Here is a 17,480-nt window from a genome sequence, read left to right on the forward strand (position 1 = left end):
CGCCCCCAAGGAGCCGTCCGCATGGCGAAGATCAAGCCCAGCAAGGGCGCCCCGTACGCGCGCATCCTCGGCGTCGGCGGGTACCGCCCGACCCGGGTCGTGCCGAACGAGGTGATCCTCGAGACGATCGACTCGTCCGACGAGTGGATCCGCTCGCGCTCCGGCATCGAGACCCGGCACTGGGCGAACGACGAGGAGACCGTCGCCGCGATGTCGGTCGAGGCGTCCGGCAAGGCGATCGCCGACGCCGGGATCTCCGCCGAGCAGATCGGCGGCGTGATCGTCTCGACCGTCTCGCACTTCAAGCAGACCCCGGCCGTCGCCACCGAGATCGCCGACAAGCTCGGCACCGCGAAGGCCGCCGCCTTCGACATCTCGGCCGGCTGCGCGGGCTTCGGCTACGGCCTCACCCTCGCCAAGGGCATGATCGTCGAGGGCTCCGCCGAGTACGTCCTCGTCATCGGCGTGGAGCGCCTGAGCGACCTCACCGACCTGGAGGACCGCGCGACGGCCTTCCTGTTCGGCGACGGTGCCGGCGCGGTCGTCGTGGGCCCGGCCCAGGAGCCGGCCATCGGCCCCACGGTCTGGGGCTCCGAGGGCGACAAGTCCGAGACGATCAAGCAGACCGTGCCGTGGACGGACTACCGTTCCGGCGAGGTCGCCAAGTTCCCCGCCATCACGCAGGAGGGCCAGGCGGTGTTCCGCTGGGCCGTGTTCGAGATGGCGAAGGTCGCCAAGGAGGCGCTGGACGCCGCCGGCATCTCCGCGGACGACCTGGACGTCTTCATTCCGCACCAGGCCAACGAGCGGATCATCGACTCGATGGTGAAGACACTCAAGCTGCCGGAGTCCGTCACGGTCGCGCGTGACGTACGCACCACCGGCAACACCTCGGCCGCCTCGATCCCGCTCGCGATGGAGCGGCTCCTGGCGACCGGTGAGGCGAAGAGCGGCGACACCGCGCTCGTCATCGGCTTCGGGGCGGGTCTCGTCTACGCCGCGACTGTCGTTACCCTCCCCTAGGCACTCCGTGCCGGATCACGCGGTCCGGCACGGGAGGAAACACCTGCCACACCCTCTGGATATCTACGAAGGAGCGCCAACATGGCCGCCACTCAGGAAGAGATCGTCGCCGGTCTCGCCGAGATCGTGAACGAGATCGCCGGCATCCCGGTTGAGGACGTCCAGCTGGACAAGTCCTTCACCGACGACCTGGACGTCGACTCGCTGTCCATGGTCGAGGTCGTCGTCGCCGCCGAAGAGCGCTTCGACGTCAAGATCCCGGACGAGGACGTCAAGAACCTCAAGACCGTCGGCGACGCGACCGACTACATCCTCAAGCACCAGGGCTGATCGTCCGACCAGGCCCTGGGCCTACTGCCCCGCCACCCGGCGGTGGCGCCGCTTAATCCTCGTATCCGTTGGAGAAAGAATTCCCGTGAGCCCGACCAATCGCACCGTGGTCGTCACCGGTATCGGCGCAACCACACCGCTGGGTGGCGACGCAGCCTCTACCTGGGAGGGCCTGATCGCCGGACGTTCCGGCGTCAAGCCCCTGGAGCAGGAGTGGGCCGCCGAACAGGCGGTCCGTATCGCGGCCCCGGTCGCCGTGGAGCCGACCGAGGTCATCCCCCGGCCGCAGGCCCGCCGCCTGGACCGCTCGGCGCAGTTCGCGCTGATCGCGGCCAAGGAGGCCTGGGCCGACGCCGGTTTCGAAGCGAGCGCCGACGAGGACCCGAACGTCGACCCGGACCGGCTCGGCGCGGTCATCGCCTCCGGCATCGGCGGCGTGACGACTCTGCTCGACCAGTACGACGTGCTGAAGGAGAAGGGCGTTCGCCGCGTCTCCCCGCACACCGTGCCCATGCTGATGCCCAACAGCCCGTCGGCCAACGTGGGGTTGGCCGTGGGTGCCCGGGCGGGCGTGCACACGCCGGTCTCCGCCTGCGCCTCGGGCGCCGAGGCCATCGGCTACGCCATCGAGATGATCCGCACGGGCCGCGCCGACGTCGTCGTCGCGGGTGGCACGGAGGCGGCGATCCACCCGCTGCCGATCGCCGCGTTCGGCAACATGATGGCGATGTCCAAGAACAACGACGACCCGCAGGGCGCGTCGCGTCCCTACGACGTCGCCCGCGACGGCTTCGTCCTCGGTGAGGGCGCCGGTGTCGTCGTCCTGGAGTCCGCCGAGCACGCCGCGAAGCGCGGTGCCCGGGTGTACGCCGAGGCGGTCGGCCAGGGCATCTCGGCCGACGCCCACGACATCGTGCAGCCGGAGCCGGAGGGGCGGGGCATCTCGCAGGCCCTGCAGAACCTGCTGGAGCGCAACGAACTGAACCCGGCGGAGATCGTGCACGTCAACGCGCACGCCACGTCGACGCCGGCCGGTGACATCGCCGAGTTGAAGGCGCTGCGGAAGGTGTTCGGTGACGACGCCGACCACTTCGCGGTGTCCGCGACGAAGTCGATGACCGGGCATCTGCTCGGTGGTGCGGGTGGTGTCGAGACGGTGGCGACGGTGCTCGCGCTGTACCACCGGGTGGCTCCGCCGACCATCAATGTCGAGAACCTGGATCCGGAGGCCGAGGCGAACGCGGACGTGGTTCGCGGTGAGGCTCGGAAGCTGCCGGTGGATGGGCGTATCGCCGCGTTGAACGACTCGTTCGGGTTCGGTGGGCACAATGTGGTGCTGGCGTTCCGGACGGTTTGATCGCTGAGCGTTTGAATGGCCCGAACTCCCTGGGTGGGGGGTTCGGGCCATTCGCCGTTTTGTGTCGCGTTGAAGAAACGCGTCTACACCACCTGGTGGAGCCAGCGGACCGGGGCGCCTTCTCCTGCGTAGCGGAACGGTTCTAGCTCGTCGTCCCAGGGCTTGCCCAGGAGTTTGTTGAGTTCGGCTTCCAGGTCGGTCTCGCCACGCTGGGAGCGTTGCAGGGCCGCTCTGAGGCGGTCCTCGGGGATGAGGATGTCGCCGTGGATGCCGGTGACGGCGTGGAAGATGCCCAGGTCGGGGGTGCAGCTGTAGCGTTCGCCCTCGGCGGTGGGGCAGGGTTCGGCCGTCACCTCGAAGCGCAGCAGCTGCCAGCCCCGCAGGGCGGACGCCAGCTTCGACGCCGTGCCCGGCTGGCCCTGCCAGGAGAACTCCGAGCGCCAGGTGCCCGGCGCGGCGGGCTGGCGGATCCAGTCCAGGCTGACGCGTGTGCCGAGCACCCCGGCGATGGCCCACTCGACGTGCGGGCACAGCGCGCGCGGCGCGGAGTGCATGTACAGAACCCCACGTGTCGTCACCGGAACCTCCGGGCAGAGCGGACCATCTTTGAACGGGCGGAACGGCTGTGACCGGGCGGGTCACGTTGATGGCGAGGCTACCGTGCGGTGACGCAAGGAGTGTGACGTACGGTCGGTCCCGGTGCCGGGAAACGCCCGCCATTCACCCAGGGGGACGCTTGTACGGGTGTGAGCCGTTGCACCTGATCGGTCGGGAACCCTCGTGCGTTGTAAATGGTTGGGGAGACAGCCACGGCGCGGCGAGGGGATGGAACAGGAATGCGGAAGCGAAGCCACCGCTCACGGATCGTTGCCGCCGTGGCCGTGGCGACTGCCCTGGGTGTCACCGGGTGTGATGCCGTGGGGGGCGACTCCCCCGCCCCGTCCGCCAGCGCCGAGCCCTCGCCCAGGCCCACGCCCCTGTGGGACAGCAGCCCGAGCTCCGTCGCGGCCGTCGGTGACTCCATCACGCGTGGTTTCGACGCCTGTGACGTGCTGCAGGACTGTCCGGAGGCGTCCTGGGCGACCGGCGCCAGCCCTCAGGTGGACTCACTCGCCGTCCGGCTGCTGGGGCGGGCCAGGGCCGCCGAGCGAAGCTGGAACTACGCCGTGACGGGGGCCCGGATGGCCGATCTGCCCGGGCAGATGACCCAGGCGGTGCGGCGGAAACCGCAGCTGGTGACGGTGATGGCCGGGGCGAACGACGCCTGCCGGTCCTCCCCGGCGGCGATGACCCCGGTCTCCGCCTTCCGCAGCGACTTCGAGGACGCGCTGCGCACCCTGCGCGAAGCCCTGCCCAAGGCACAGGTGTTCGTGGCGAGCGTGCCGAACCTGAAGCGGCTGTGGTCGCAGGGCCGTAACAGCCCGTTGGGCAAGCAGGTGTGGCAACTGGGCATCTGCCCGTCGATGCTGGGCGACGCGGACGCCCTGGACTCGGCGGCGACCCTGCGGCGGGACACGGTGCAGAAGCGGGTGGAGGACTACAACAAGGTCCTGAAGGAGGTCTGCGCCGAGGACAAGCGGTGCCGGTACGACGGGAACGCGGTGTACGACTACCGCTTCGGCACGGCTCAGTTGAGCCGCTGGGACTACTTCCACCCCAGCGTGAACGGACAGGCCCGGTTGGCGGAGATCGCGTACCGGACCGTCACGGCGAAGAACCGCTGACCGAGGCCCTGCCCTAGAGTTCCGCACATGAACGAACTCTTCGGCACACTTTCCGACGGGACACCGGTGCACCGCTGGACCCTGGAGCGGGCGGGCGTACGGGTGCGGGTGCTGTCGTACGGCGGGATCGTGCAGTCCGTCGAGGTGCCGGACCGGGAGGGCCGCGCCGGAAACGTGGTGCTGGGGTTCCCGGATCTCGGGGGCTATCTCGCCCACCCCGGGCCCTACCTCGGGGCTCTGATCGGGCGGTATGCCAACCGGATCGCCGGCGGCCGATTCCCGCTGGACGGGCGGACGTACGCCCTGGAACCGAACAACGGGCCGAACTCGCTGCACGGTGGAGCGCACGGCTTCGACCAGCGGGTGTGGGACGCGGCCCCGGTCGAGCACGGTGTGCGGCTCAGCCGGATCAGTCCGCACGGCGAAGAGGGGTTCCCGGGGCGGCTGGAGGTCTCGGCGACGTACACGCTGCGGGAGAGCGGCGCGCTGCGGATCGCCTACGAGGCCGTGACGGACGCGCCGACCGTGGTGAACCTGACGAACCACAGCTACTTCAACCTGGGCGGCTCCGGCGACGCGGGCGGCCATGAACTGCGGCTGGCCGCCTCCCGGTACACGCCGGTGGACGAGGATCTGATCCCGGCCGGCGGCCCGGACGATGTGACCGGCACGCGCTTCGACTTCCGCGAGGCCCGCAAGGTCGGCTCCGGCTACGACCACAACTTCGTGCTCGACAAGGGCGTCGCGGACGTCCCGGTGGAGGTCGCCGAGCTGCACGACCCGGCGTCCGGGCGGGTGCTGACGGTGGCGACGACCGAACCCGGACTCCAGCTGTACACCGCCGACCACCTGGGCGAGCCCTTCGCGCCCGGAGACGGCATCGCGCTGGAGACCCAGCACTTCCCCGACTCCCCGAACCGGCCGGACTTCCCGACCACGGTGCTGCGGCCGGGCGAGGTGTTCCGCTCGGAGACGGTGTACGGGTTCGGCACCCGCTGAGTCGCGGGCCCGGAGACCCACGAGCCCCGGTCCAGGGGTCAGGTCCCGGACCGGGGCTGCTCAGTGGGGAACTTGTCCCGCTCAGACGTTAATCGTCGCGGTGATCCTTCGGTCGGTGATCGAGCGCGCCACCTGGATCTCGTACGAACCCTTCACAAACGACCACGAGACCGTCGTCTCGTCCCAGATCTCGAAGGCTCGGCGCGGCAGTTCGACCGTCGCCTCGACGGTCTCGCCGGGTGCGGCCTCGACGCTCGCGAAGCCGGCCAGCCAGCGCGCCGGACGGGTGGGGTCGGGCTCGCTCGGGGCGAGGTAGAGCTGGACCACCTCGCGGCCCGGGCGGTCGCCGGTGTTGCGGAGGCGGACCTTCGCGGTGGTCCCTTCGGCGCTCCCGGCGACCTCGACCGACTCGTAGGTCCATTCGGTGTAGCCGAGGCCGTGGCCGAAGGGGTAGGCGGGGGTGCGGCCCTGCTGCTCCCAGGCGCGGTAGCCGATGAAGACGCCCTCGTCGTAGGGGAGTTCGCCGTCGGCCGGGACGACCTGGGTGACGGGGGCGTCGGTCAGGGAGCCCCAGGTGGTGGGCAGGCGGCCGCCGGGCTCCCGGTCGCCGGTGAGGACGTCCGCGAGGGCCGCGCCGCCCTCCTGGCCGGGGAACCAGCTCAGCAGCACGGCGGCGACGTCGTCGCGCCACGGCAGTTCCACCGGGGAGCCGGAGTTGACGACCACGACGGTGTTCGGGTTGGCGGCGGCGACGGCGCGGACCAGGTCGTCCTGGCGGCCGGGCAGGCTCAGGTCCCTGCGGTCGAAGCCCTCGGACTCGACGCGGTCGGTGGTGGCGACCACGACGACGGCCGTGTCGGCGGCGCGGGCGGCAGCGGCGGCCTCGGCGATCAGCGAGTCGGGGTCGCGCTGCGGGTCCTGGTGGGCGAGGGTGAAGCCGATGACCCGCATGGGGTGGCCGTCGGGCGGCGGGACGGTGTAGGTGAGGGAGACCTCGACAGGTTCGCCCGCGGTGAGTTCGACGCGGGCGTGGGGCACCGGGGCGCCGAAGAAGGCGGCGAAGGGGTCGCCGTCCTCGGCGGGGCGCTGGACGTCGTCGAAGTGGGTGGTACCCGCGACAGTCAGCCTGAAGGGGCCGAGGCCCTTGAAGCCGAAGGTGTGCGTGCCGGTCTCGCGCGGGGTGAAGGTGCCGGTCAGTTCGACGCTGTGCAGGGTGGCGTGGGTGACGCCGTCGGGCAGGTCGTCGCCCATCCACTGGATGTGGCCGCTGGGGGCCGAGCGGGTGCCGATGACGGTGCCGTCGCTGTCGCGGCAGACCGTGCGCAGCTCGAAGCCCGGGTCGGCGACGGGGAGTTCGGTGTTGGGGTCGGCGCCGAGGGCGTAGGTGAGGCTGCCGTCGGGGAGGGCGGCGGTGAGGCCGTCGAGCGGGGAGACGGTCCGGGCGGGGAAGACCGTGGCGGAGCCGCCGCCGAGGACGCGGGCGTCGCGGGCGGCGGCTCCGATCAGCGCGACCCGGCCGGGCTTCAGCGGCAGCGCGCCCCTCTCGTTGCGGACGAGGACGAAGGAGCGGCGGGCGATCTCGCGGGCGAGACCCTCGCCGTCGACCGGTGCCGGCGGTTCGGTGACGACCGGTTCGGCGCCGTCCAGGATGCCGACCCGGGCGGCGAGGCGCAGGACGCGGCGGACGGCCTCGTCGACCCGGGCCTCGTCGGCCTCGCCGTCCCGCACGGCCTGCGCGAGGGCCTCGCCGTAGACGGTCCGCGGGCCGGGCATCGCGATGTCCAGGCCGCCGGTGAGGGCGCCGGTGGTGGAGCGGGCGGCCGTCCAGTCGGAGACGTTGATCCCGTCGAAGCCCCACTCGCCACGCAGCACTTCGTTGACCAGGTGGTGGTGCTCGGTCATCGTCGTGCCGTTGACGGTGTTGTAGGCGGTCATGATGCCCCAGGGGTGGGCGCTGGCGACGATCGCCTCGAAGGGGGCCAGATACAGCTCGCGCAGCGCGCGTTCGCTCACCAGGTTGTTCACCGTGAGGCGGTCGGTCTCGGCGTCGTTGGCGACGAAGTGCTTGACGGTGGTGCCGACGCCGCCGGACTGGACGCCCCGGACGTACTCGGCGCCGATCCGGCCGGTGAGGTACGGGTCCTCGCTGTAGGCCTCGAAGTGGCGGCCGCCCAGCGGGGAGCGGTGCAGGTTGACGGTGGGGGCGAGCAGGACGTGGACGCCCTTGCGGCGGGCCTCCTGGGCCAGCAGCACGCCCGCCCGGTGCGCGAGTCCGGGGTCCCAGGTGGCGGCGAGGGCGGTCGGTGAGGGCAGCGCGACGGAGGGGTCGTCGGCGCTCCACTGCACCCCGCGGACGCCGATCGGGCCGTCGGACATCACCAGCGAGGCCAGGCCGGCCTGTGGCAGCGCGGGCAGGCTCCACATGTCCTGTCCGGCCAGCAGCCGTGCCTTGGCGTCCAGATCGAGCTTGCCGAGGGCCGCCTCGACCGCCGCCTCACGCCGTACTTCCGCTGTCTCCGTCACGCCGGCACCTCCACGTCGAAAGCCGCTGGATGCCGACATCGTGCCCGCGTTACCTGTAATGCGGTAGGTTTCGTTATCTTCTCGAAACAATCGATCGTTCGTGGTGTCGTACGGTGACGCCATGACGGCCAGGGCGAGAAGCGGGGAACGGCGCGCGGAGATCGTGCGGGCCGCTCTGGAGGTGATCGCCGAGCGCGGCTACCGGGGAGCGAGCCTGACGTCGGTCGCCGAGCGGGTTGGGCTCACCCAGCAGGGGCTGCTGCACCACTTCCCGACGAAGGAGGCGCTGCTGGTCGCGGTGCTCCAGGAGCGGGACCGCTGGGACGCGATGCCCGCCGGGCGGCTGCGGCTGGACCTGCTGGCCTCGCTGGTCGAGTACAACGCGATGCGGCCCGCCATCATCCAGACCTTCTCGGCGCTGCTCGGCGAGAGCGTCACGGAGGACCATCCGGCCCGCGCGTACTTCACGGAGCGCTATGTCGGGGTCCGCGCCGGCATGGCCGAGGTGCTGCGCGCCGAGTACGGCGACCGCCTGCCGAGCGGCCTCACACCCGAGCGGGCCGCGCCGCTGCTCGTGGCGATCCTGGACGGCCTGCAGTACCAATGGCTGCTGGACCCGGAGTCGGTGGACATGCCGTCGGCGTTCCGGGACTTCCTGACGCTGCTGGGCGAGAGCACCGACTGAGCACCCATGGCGTAGATCACTCCTGTCGCGCGATACTGCGGCCGTCCGGCACCACGCCACCGCAGCCCCACCGTGACGGAAGGCCTGAACCTCCTTGAACTCCATACGTGTTCGCCTCGGCGTCCTCGGTCTCGCCCTGCTGACCGGCCTCACCACCCCCACGAGCGCGAGCGCCGCAGAGACGGCCCCCGCTCCCACCGTCGAGGAACAGCGGCTCACCAAGGCGGTCCCGCAGGAGATCCTGCGCCGCTCCGGGTTCGACGCGGTGGCCCCGCGGCTGGCCAGGGCGCTGGACTCGGCCCGTTCCTACGGGGAGGCCCGCCGGGCCGTGGCGGCCGAGGGGGCGCGGTTGTGGCGGCGTGCGGTGGACCGGGCGCAGGGGCGTGGACCGGCGGTCGGTGATCTGAGCCGGGACGATGACCGGCCGCTGTACTGGGCGCGGCTGGGCATGACGCGTGAAGTGCGCACCTGGGAGCCGGAGTTCGGTCTGACGGACCGGCAGCGGGCCACGCTGCTCGACGAACTGGAGCGCACCTCGCGCGGCCAGACCGCCATCCGCTACCCGCACGGCAAGGGCCTGAAGCGGATCCTGCTCACCGGCTTCGACCCGTTCACCCTGGACCGGGACATCCGGATCTCCAACCCGTCCGGGGCCACCGCGCTCGCCCTCGACGGCACGGTGATCGAGACGGCGGACGGCCCGGCCCGGATCGAGACGGCCGTGTTCCCGGTGCGCTGGCAGGACTTCACCGACGGCACCGTGGAGCGGACGCTGCGGCCGTATCTGCCGAAGGTCGACCTGTTCACGACCGTGAGCCAGGGCCGGGTCGGGAAGTTCGACATCGAGCGGACCAACGGGGCCTGGCGGGGCGGCTTCGGGGACAACGACAACATCGGCCGCACGGAGACCGTCCCCGTCACCGACCCGGGCTCGCAGCCGCAGTGGACGACGACCACGCTGCCGTACCGGGAGATCGTCGCCGCGGAGACCGGCCGCTTCCCCGTCTACGACAACACCAGCGTCACCGAGATCCCGGCGGGCGGCACCGAGTCCGTCGTACGCCCGGACGGACCGACCCCCGGTTCCACCGCTCGCGCGGGCGGCGGCGGTGACTACCTCTCGAACGAGATCGCCTACCGGGCGACGCTGCTGCGGGACCGGCTGGGGCTGCACGACCGGCTGCCGGGCGGGCATGTGCACACGCCCGTGCTCCAGTTCGGCTCCGGGAACACCAGCGAGGTCACCGACCCGGAGTTCGTGCGGAACCGGCTGGACATCATCGCCCAGGTGAGGGCCATCCTGAAGGCGGCTGCTGAAGAGCGCTGACGTCCCCGTCGCCCTCCTCGGCGGAGCCACCCGCGCGGCCCTCATCGATCTCCTCGCCCAGGAGTTCCCGCGCCATGAGGGTGGCGCCCGCGACCGCGCCCGGCATCAGGAACACCGCTACGACCGGCACCAGGAAGGCCATCGCCAGCGGCGTGCCGAAGCCCCAGACCAGGGTCTTGCGGGAGCGGAGCAGCGTGAGGCGGGTGCGCAGGTCGACGCCGCGGCGCTGGAGGGCGACGGCGGTCAGCTCCTCGGTCAGGAAGAACCCGGTGACGAAGAACCCGAGCACCGGCACGGCCGTCTGGCCGACGACGGGGATGAAGCCGCAGGCGAACAGCAGCACACCCCACAGGGCGGCCCGCACCACGATGCGGAGGCTGTCGCGGCCGGAGATCCACAGTTCGCGCCAGAGCGGCAGGCCCGACTCGGGGGCGTGGCCGTCCGGGGACACGTCCCGGTCGACCTTCTCGGAGAGGTTCTCGTAGAAGGGCTGCCCGATCAGCAGCGTCACCGCGGTGAACGTCACGACGGCGAGGAGCAGGGCGAGGGCGAACAGCACGGCGGTCAGGAAGCCGCGGAACAGCCCGAGCCACGGGCTCGACCAGTCGTCGGCGAACGGTGTCGCCCAGGTGACGGCGTCCTCGCCCCACAGCGCCAGCGCGACCAGCGCCGCCGCGTACAGGACCAGGGTGATCAGGCCCGGGAGCAGCCCGAAGCCGTACTGCTTGCCGTGCCGGGCCACCCATCGCTGGCCCTTCAGCAGGTACTGGAAGCCCACCCCGAGATCGCGCATGCGCAAACCCTATCGGTGCAGGCGGGAACGGGCCCCGACGGGGCCATCCGGGTCATCGGTGACACCAACGCGCTCTTGTTGCCGTTGAGTCGAACCGGTACACCTCGCCGTACCGATCTCAGGAAGCCCCGGAGGAGGTACGCGTGCGCACCACGAGAACCGTTCCTGCGAGACCTGTACTGATCATCGCCCTCAGCCTCGCGACGGCGGGCTTACCCCTGCTCACCCCCCACACCGCCGGCGCGGACCCGAAGCCCGTCACCCGGGAGGGCGCCGCCGTCGACGAGCGTGCGGCCCGGGCACCCGCGAGCGCCGCCAGACGCGCCCTGACCGCGGAGACCTCCACCGGCACCACCGGCCGCGGCTACCCCCGCCGCCAGGTCCTCTCCCCCGACCCGGAGAACCCCGGCGACAAGTCCCTGAAGCTGGGGCTCACCCCGTACCACGCGATCGCCCCGAAGCTGAACGCCCTGCAACGCCTGGGCGACCGGGTCAGTGTGGAGGTGACCGGCCGCTCGGCCGGCGGCCACCGCCTCTACCTGGTCACCGTCACCGCCCCGGAGACCACCCGCCAGGCCCGCGCCCAGGAGCGGATGCGCGAACTGATCGAGAACGCGCCCGCGTCCGCCGCGAAGTCCCGCGAGATCAAGCGCACGTACAAGGCCCCGGTCTTCGTCAACAACAACATCCACGGCAACGAGTGGGAGGGCACGGACGCCTCCCTGAAGGTCATCGAGCAGCTCGCGACAGCCAAGGACGCGAAGACCCGCGACCTCCTCGCGCACAGCCGCCTGTACTTCAACATCACGGCCAACCCGGACGGCCGTATCGCCGGCACCCGCGCCAACGCGAACGGCTTCGACCTGAACCGCGACTTCGTGACGGCCTCCCAGCCCGAGAGCCGCGTGATGCGCCAGATCGAGCTGGACAAGCAGCCGGCCGTCCTGCTCGATCTGCACGGCTACGTCAACGGCACGCTCATCGAGCCCACCACTCCCCCGCACGGCGAGAACTACGAGTACGACCTCTTCCTGAAGAACTCCTACGCCAACGCCCTCGGCATGGAGTCCGCCGTGAACGCCCTCGGCTACACGCCCGCGAAGGACGGCGTGGAGCCGGCGCAGATCCCGTTCCGCGACCAGGAGGAGGGCTGGGACGACTGGCCGCCGATCTTCACCCCGCAGTACGCGGCCTTCCACGGCACGGTGGCCGCGCACACGGTGGAGATCCCGCTGGCGGTGAACAACGAGGAGTACGACACCCTCCCCGTCCCGGAGCTGCGCCGCCGCTCGGCGGTCAACACGGCCGTGGCGGGCGCGGCCGTCCACGCGACCCTGAACCACGTCCGCGAGCACCGCACCACTCTCGTGGCCGACCAGATCGAGACCTTCCGCCGCGGCTCGGCCGGCGCCCCGCAGGTGCCGGTCTCAGCGAAGACGGTCCCCGGCGTCCCCGGCATCGGCCCGGAGGACGTCTACACGACCGACTTCCCGCGCGCCTACGTCATCCCGCCCGGCGGCTCGCGCACCCAGCGCTCGGCCCCGGCCGCCGCCCGTCTGGTCGACCACCTCCTCGCCAACGACGTCCGCGTCACCCGAGCCACCCGCCCGTTCCGCCTCGCGGGCCGGGTCTACCCCGAGGGCTCGTACGTCGTCGATCTGCGCCAGCCCAAGCGCGGCATGGCGAACGTCCTGCTGGCCGACGGCCGGGACATCAGCGACAAGGTGTCGGTGATGTACGACATCTCCGGCTGGAGCCTGGGCCGGCTGTGGGGAGCGACGGTCGAGCGGGTGACCTCGGGCAGCCTGCGGGGCGCGCCCCTGCGCCCGGTCACCGAGGCCGCGCCCGTCGCCCATGTGCCCGCGCACGGCGCCCTCCGCCTGCGCCTGACCGACCCGCGCGAGATCGCGGCCCTCAACTCCCTCCTCGGGCAGGGAGTCCGGGTCCGGCAGGCGGCGGACGGCAGCGCGATCGTCCCGGCGTCGGCACGCCGCGAGGCGCTCATCGCGGCCCGCGCGCACGACGTCTCCTTCACCGCCACGCGGCTCAAGGGCGAGACGCCCCTGCACCGTCTGCGCGTCGCCGCCGCCGTCACCCCGGGTGAGCTGTTCGCCCTGCGGGAGATGGGCTTCGACGTCACACCGGTCTCGACAAAGGTCCTGAACGCGGGCTTCGACTGGTCCGGCACGGACGTGCTGTTCGTCTCCGCCGGCCTGGACCACGCCTCCCTCACCGTCCCCGCCCGCAAGGCCCTGGACGCCTTCCTCGACGGTCACGGCCTGGTCGGCCGGGGCGCGACCGGGGCGGCCCTGAACGCGGCGGCGGACCTGCTGGCCGTCAAGCCGGTCGAGGGCAACCCGGACGCCAACGGCGTCGTACGCGCGGTGAATTCGGGCCGTCTGACGCACGACGCGCCCGCGCACACCTTCGTCTACGCGCCGCTGTGGTTCACCGACCTCGGCCCGGGTGTGCGCGAGGAGCAGTCGTACGCGACCGGGAACCCGCTCGTCTCCGGGCACTGGCGCCCGCTCCGGGACGGCACCGGCGGCCCCGCGGCGGCAGCGGGACAGGCCTCGGTGGTCAGCGGCGGCAGGACGGTCCTGTTCGGCACCGAACCCCTCTTCCGGGACCACCCGAAGGGGGAATTCCCGCAGGTGGCGAGGGCATTGTTCACAGTGGCACACAGCGGTTCAGATGAGGAGAACGGATGACGCAAGAGATCCACGGCACCGTAGCCGACGGCTTCGAGGGGGTGCGCGAGGAGTTCGCCGCGTTCGTGGCCGGGGAACGGCCCGACTACGAGGGCCAGCTGTGCGCCTACGTGCGGGGCCGGAAGGTCGTGGACCTGTGGGCGGGGACCGAGGCGGACGCCCTCTACGGCGTGTTCTCGTCCACCAAGGGCGCCGCCTACCTGGTCGTGGCTCTCCTCGTCCAGGACGGCACGCTCGAACCGGACCGCAAAGTGACGTACTACTGGCCGGAGTTCGCGGCCGAGGGCAAGGGCGAGCTGACCCTGCGGGATCTGCTCGCGCACCGGGCGGGCGTGGTCGGCACGGACACCGGTTTCAGCCTGGCGGAGCTGGCCGACGACCGTCAGCTCGCCGAACGCCTCGCCGACCAGCGGCCGTTCTGGCGCCCCGGAACGGCGTTCGGCTATCACGCGCTGGTCAGCGGCGCCCTGACCGGCGAGGTGGTACGCCGCGCCACGGGCCGCACGCTCCAGGAGATCTACCAGGAGCGCGTCCGGGCCCCGTACGGCCTGGACTTCCACCTCGGCCTGCCCGCCCCGCAGGAACCCCGCTTCCGCACCACCCAGCCGATGGCCCCGACCCCGGAGCAGCAGGCACTCCTCGACGCCACGCCCACGGGCCCGCACACCCTCGCCTCGATCGCCTTCAACGGCCACGCGAGCGAACCGACCGACCTGGCATCGCTGCCCAACATGCCGCTGATCCGCGCCAAGGGCCCGGCGTCGGTGGGCGGGGTGGCATCCGCGCGGGGCCTGGCCGGGATGTACGCGGCGGCGATCAGCGGGTTGGGCGAGCAGGCGCCGCTGCTGAAGCCGGACACGGTGGCGGAGTTCGGCCAGTTCCACTCGGTCGGCTACGACCTGGTGGCACGTGCCCACAAGTCGTTCGGCCTCGGCTTCCAGACGACGGCTGACACGTGGCACCCGTTCCTCGGCGCCGGGACGATCGGGCACAGCGGCGCGAGCGGCTCGCAGTCCTTCGCCGACCCGTGGAGCGGCCTCGCCTACGGCTACACCCGCCGCCGCTTCGCGTTCCCCGGCGGGGCGGCCCCGGAGAACGACCGCCTGGCGCGGGCGATCCACCGGGCGGCGCTCGCCCACTGATCCCGGGCACGGGCGGAGGCCGCACCCCACGTCCAAGGGTGCGGCCTCCGTGTACGCAACGACTGTGGTCAGAGCAGGGTCACGGTGATGTTGCCGCGGGTCGCCTTCGAGTAGGGGCACACCTCGTGCGCCTTCTCCACGAGCGCCCGCGCGGCGCCCCGCTCCATCTTCGGCAGATCGGCCGAGATCTCGACGATGATCCCGAAACCGTCCCCGTTCTTCCCGAGGCCGACCTTGGCGGTGACGGTCGACCCGGTGAGGTCGGCGCCCGTCTCCCGGGCGACGACGCCGAGGGCGCCCTGGAAGCAGGCGCTGTACCCGGCGGCGAAGAGCTGCTCGGGATTGGTGCCGGCGCCGCTGCCTCCCATGGCCTGCGGCGGATTGACGACGACGTCGAGCCGGCCGTCATCGGTGGCCACGCGCCCGTCGCGGCCGCCCTCGGCGGTGGCGACGGCGGTGTAGAGGACGTCGGACTGCTGGATCGGCATGCGGTTGTGTTCCTTCTCTTCGTCCGCCGCGGCTCGCGCCCGGGCCGAGCGGATTCGGAAAAAACTTACCGCATGCCGAAAACCAACAGAAGGCGTCAGAGCTTGACGATCATCTTCCCGGTGTTCTCACCGCGCAGCACGCCCAGGAACGCCTCGAGGTTGTTCTCGATGCCCTCGACGACGGTCTCGCGGTACTTCAGCTCACCGGAGGCGACCCAGGGGGCGACCTCGCGCACGAACTCCGGCTGAAGGTCGTAGTGGTCGCTCACGAGGAGGCCCTCCATGCGGCCGCGGGTCGCGATCAGGCGGGCGAGGTTCCTCGGGCCCGGGGCGGGCTCGGTGTTGTTGTAGACGGAGATCATGCCGCAGACGGCGATCCGGCCGCCCTCGTTGAGGGACCCCAGGGCGGCCTCCAGGTGGTCACCGCCCACGTTGTCGAAGTACACGTCGATCCCGTCCGGGGCGGCGGCACGCAACTGCTCGCTCACCGGCCCGTCCTTGTAGTTGAAGGCCGCGTCGAAGCCGTACTCCTCGATGAGGAGCTTCACCTTCTCGTCGGAACCGGCGGACCCGATGACCCGGGAGGCGCCCTTCAGCTTGGCGATCTGGCCGACCTGGCCGCCCACGGCACCGGCGGCACCGGACACGAACACGGTGTCGCCCTCCTTGAAGGCGGCGGTGCGCAGCAGCCCCGCGTATGCGGTGAGGCCGGTCATGCCCAGCACACCGAGGTACGTCGACAGCGGCGCGGCGTCCGGGTCCACCTTGACGGCGTTCTTCGCGGCCACGACGGCGTACTCACGCCACCCGAGGAAGTGCAGTACGTGATCCCCGACGGCCAGCCCGTCGACGTTGGAGGCCACGACCTCGCCGACGGCACCGCCCTGCATGACCTTGCCCAGCTCGAACGGGGCGACGTAGGACTTCGCGTCACTCATGCGGCCACGCATGTACGGGTCCACGGAGAGGTACTTGTTCCGCACGAGGACCTGCCCCTCGCCCGGCTGCGGGACCTCCGCCTCGACGAAGGCGAAGTCCTCGGGCTTCGGCCAGCCGACGGGACGGCTCGCCAGGTGCCACTCGCGGCTGACGGCGGGGAGGGTGGGGGTGTCGGTCATGATGCGCCTGTCCTCACTGGCTCGGTGCGGATGTTTCAGTAACTGAAACAACCATGCGCCTGGAAATTTCATGTTGTCAAATAAACGGGTACCCTCGATGCCATGGTTTCCACCACACCGACCCCGGACTCCCGCCCCGACGCGCTGACCCTCGAGGTCGTCGAGCTCATCGGGGAGGTCGTGGCCCGGTTCCACGAGGACTACGAGGAGGCGGCGGCGGAACACTCCCTCACCGGGGCGCAGGCGCGGCTGCTGAACCTGCTGTGCCTCGAGCCGCTGCCCATGCGGAGGCTCGCCCAGCGGTTGAAGTGCGAGCCGTCCAACGTCACGGGGATCGTGGACCGGCTGGAGGCGCGGGGGCTGGTGGAACGACAGCCGGATCCCGCGGACCGGAGGGTGAAGGTGGCGGCGGCGACGGGTGAGGGGCGGCGGGTGGCCCGGAGTCTGCGGGAGTCCCTGCGGTTCGCCCGGGAGCCGTTGGCGGGGCTCTCCGAGGGGGAGAGGGTGGCGTTGCGGGATGCGCTTCGGGGGATGCTGGGGTGAGGTCGGGATGGTGCTGGGGGTTGCGGGGTGCTCGGGGTCGAAGCGAGGCCGGGCGTTGCGCAGCTCGGCGCGACGAGGTGCCGCTGCGCCCACCCGTGCCGCCCCTAGCGGCACGATTGCCCGCAGCTAAGCGCACCACCACAGGAAGCGGTTGCAGGTCTTCGTCGGGGACGGTTCCGGGGTCGGGGCCGGGGTCGTCGGGGCTGTGGTTCGGGTCGGGGCCGGGGGCTGAGGGGCCGCCGTGGGGGCCGCGGGCGGGCGGCTCTGGGTCGGTTCGGCCGTGGGAGTCCGGGTCGGCTCGTCGTCCTTTGACTTCTCGTCCTTCGGGGACTTCGAAGCCGACGGGGAGTCAGACGCCTCTGGGGAAGGGGACCTCGACGTTCCCTCAACCCCGGCTTTGTCGCCCGCGGGGCGGACCGTCTCGACCGACTCCGCCGACTCACCCTCGGCCTCCGCCGGCTTCGACGTCGACTTCGGCGCGTCCATGCCCAGTTCGGCGAGGCTCAGGCCACCCGCCGCCAGCACGAAACCGGCCGCGACGAACAGGGTCCGGCGCCGCCGCCGGCGGTGCGCTGCCGCCTTCCGGTCCCGTCGGCTCGCCCCACCACCGGGCCCATCGGCGACCGGCCCGCGTCCACGCCGCCGAGCAGCACGCCCCACGGGCTCATCGTCGTCTTCGGAGTCGTCGTAGTCGTCGCGCTCAGCCTCGGACCTGCC

Annotated in this window: 15 protein-coding genes; 10 read left to right on the forward strand and 5 right to left on the reverse strand. The window is 71.6% G+C overall.

Features of this window, described 5'->3' with window-relative positions; all coding sequences use genetic code 11:
- The first annotated feature begins 21 nt into the window (after nucleotides 1–21).
- The 3 genes from ACFT32_RS24620 to fabF all read left to right on the forward strand — a co-directional run bounded on the left by ACFT32_RS24620 (nucleotide 22) and on the right by fabF (nucleotide 2,710).
- Nucleotides 22–1,023: a ketoacyl-ACP synthase III gene (locus ACFT32_RS24620; protein WP_382493005.1), complete on the forward strand. Its 1,002-nt coding sequence runs from the start codon at nucleotides 22–24 to the stop codon at nucleotides 1,021–1,023.
- 81 nt (nucleotides 1,024–1,104) lie between these two features.
- Nucleotides 1,105–1,353 (forward strand): acyl carrier protein, encoded by a 249-nt coding sequence (locus tag ACFT32_RS24625; protein WP_003989952.1) that lies wholly within the window; start codon nucleotides 1,105–1,107, stop codon nucleotides 1,351–1,353.
- An 85-nt stretch (nucleotides 1,354–1,438) separates the two neighbouring features.
- The gene (gene fabF / locus ACFT32_RS24630) at nucleotides 1,439–2,710 is read left to right on the forward strand and encodes a beta-ketoacyl-ACP synthase II (protein WP_382493009.1); all 1,272 of its coding nucleotides are present in this window, start codon (nucleotides 1,439–1,441) and stop codon (nucleotides 2,708–2,710) included.
- A gap of 83 nt (nucleotides 2,711–2,793) precedes the next feature.
- On the opposite strand, the gene ACFT32_RS24635 is transcribed toward fabF, so the two are convergent.
- On the reverse strand, nucleotides 2,794–3,288 hold the full coding sequence (locus tag ACFT32_RS24635; RefSeq protein ID WP_382493011.1) for a DUF3145 domain-containing protein: 495 nt from the start codon (nucleotides 3,286–3,288) through the stop codon (nucleotides 2,794–2,796).
- 258 nt (nucleotides 3,289–3,546) lie between these two features.
- Between ACFT32_RS24635 and ACFT32_RS24640 the strand changes: the two genes are divergently transcribed.
- Together ACFT32_RS24640 and ACFT32_RS24645 are read left to right on the forward strand one after the other, a co-directional pair.
- Nucleotides 3,547–4,434, forward strand: a complete 888-nt coding sequence (locus tag ACFT32_RS24640) for an SGNH/GDSL hydrolase family protein (RefSeq protein WP_382493014.1) — start codon at nucleotides 3,547–3,549, stop codon at nucleotides 4,432–4,434.
- A 27-nt stretch (nucleotides 4,435–4,461) separates the two neighbouring features.
- Nucleotides 4,462–5,433: an aldose epimerase family protein gene (locus ACFT32_RS24645; protein WP_382493017.1), complete on the forward strand. Its 972-nt coding sequence runs from the start codon at nucleotides 4,462–4,464 to the stop codon at nucleotides 5,431–5,433.
- 81 nt (nucleotides 5,434–5,514) lie between these two features.
- Here ACFT32_RS24645 and ACFT32_RS24650 read toward each other — a convergent pair whose 3' ends face one another.
- Nucleotides 5,515–7,995, reverse strand: a complete 2,481-nt coding sequence (locus ACFT32_RS24650) for a glycoside hydrolase family 3 C-terminal domain-containing protein (protein WP_382493020.1) — start codon at nucleotides 7,993–7,995, stop codon at nucleotides 5,515–5,517.
- A 64-nt stretch (nucleotides 7,996–8,059) separates the two neighbouring features.
- Between ACFT32_RS24650 and ACFT32_RS24655 the strand changes: the two genes are divergently transcribed.
- On the forward strand, nucleotides 8,060–8,641 hold the full coding sequence (locus ACFT32_RS24655) for a TetR/AcrR family transcriptional regulator (protein ID WP_382494618.1): 582 nt from the start codon (nucleotides 8,060–8,062) through the stop codon (nucleotides 8,639–8,641).
- Between the two features lie 94 nt (nucleotides 8,642–8,735).
- Nucleotides 8,736–9,968 (forward strand): pyroglutamyl peptidase, encoded by a 1,233-nt coding sequence (locus ACFT32_RS24660; RefSeq protein WP_382493023.1) that lies wholly within the window; start codon nucleotides 8,736–8,738, stop codon nucleotides 9,966–9,968.
- On the opposite strand, the gene ACFT32_RS24665 is transcribed toward ACFT32_RS24660, so the two are convergent.
- Entirely contained in the window at nucleotides 9,919–10,761 is an 843-nt protein-coding gene (locus ACFT32_RS24665) for an EI24 domain-containing protein (RefSeq protein WP_382493026.1), read from the reverse strand. The two genes, ACFT32_RS24660 and ACFT32_RS24665, sit on opposite strands and share 50 nt — an antisense overlap.
- A 143-nt stretch (nucleotides 10,762–10,904) precedes the next feature.
- Here ACFT32_RS24665 and ACFT32_RS24670 point away from each other — a divergent pair, with 143 nt between their 5' ends.
- Both ACFT32_RS24670 and ACFT32_RS24675 read left to right on the forward strand, forming a co-directional pair.
- Nucleotides 10,905–13,472, forward strand: a complete 2,568-nt coding sequence (locus ACFT32_RS24670) for a M14 family zinc carboxypeptidase (RefSeq protein ID WP_382493029.1) — start codon at nucleotides 10,905–10,907, stop codon at nucleotides 13,470–13,472.
- Nucleotides 13,469–14,614: a serine hydrolase domain-containing protein gene (locus ACFT32_RS24675; RefSeq protein ID WP_382493032.1), complete on the forward strand. Its 1,146-nt coding sequence runs from the start codon at nucleotides 13,469–13,471 to the stop codon at nucleotides 14,612–14,614. Before ACFT32_RS24670 ends, ACFT32_RS24675 begins: the two co-directional genes overlap by 4 nt.
- A 68-nt stretch (nucleotides 14,615–14,682) precedes the next feature.
- Here the strand turns inward: ACFT32_RS24675 and ACFT32_RS24680 are convergent, their stop codons facing one another.
- Nucleotides 14,683–15,102, reverse strand: coding sequence for an organic hydroperoxide resistance protein (locus tag ACFT32_RS24680; RefSeq protein WP_382493035.1), 420 nt, complete (start codon nucleotides 15,100–15,102; stop codon nucleotides 14,683–14,685).
- Nucleotides 15,103–15,197: 95 nt separating this feature from the next.
- Entirely contained in the window at nucleotides 15,198–16,220 is a 1,023-nt protein-coding gene (locus ACFT32_RS24685) for an NADP-dependent oxidoreductase (protein WP_382493037.1), read from the reverse strand.
- A 102-nt stretch (nucleotides 16,221–16,322) separates the two neighbouring features.
- Between ACFT32_RS24685 and ACFT32_RS24690 the strand changes: the two genes are divergently transcribed.
- A complete protein-coding gene (locus ACFT32_RS24690) occupies nucleotides 16,323–16,763 on the forward strand; it encodes a MarR family winged helix-turn-helix transcriptional regulator (protein WP_382493040.1) in 441 nt (146 codons plus the stop codon).
- Nucleotides 16,764–17,480 lie beyond the last annotated feature (717 nt).

It is taken from the genome of Streptomyces sp. NPDC057002, from assembly GCF_042673825.1.
In the GTDB taxonomy this organism is placed as follows: Bacteria; Actinomycetota; Actinomycetes; order Streptomycetales; family Streptomycetaceae; genus Streptomyces.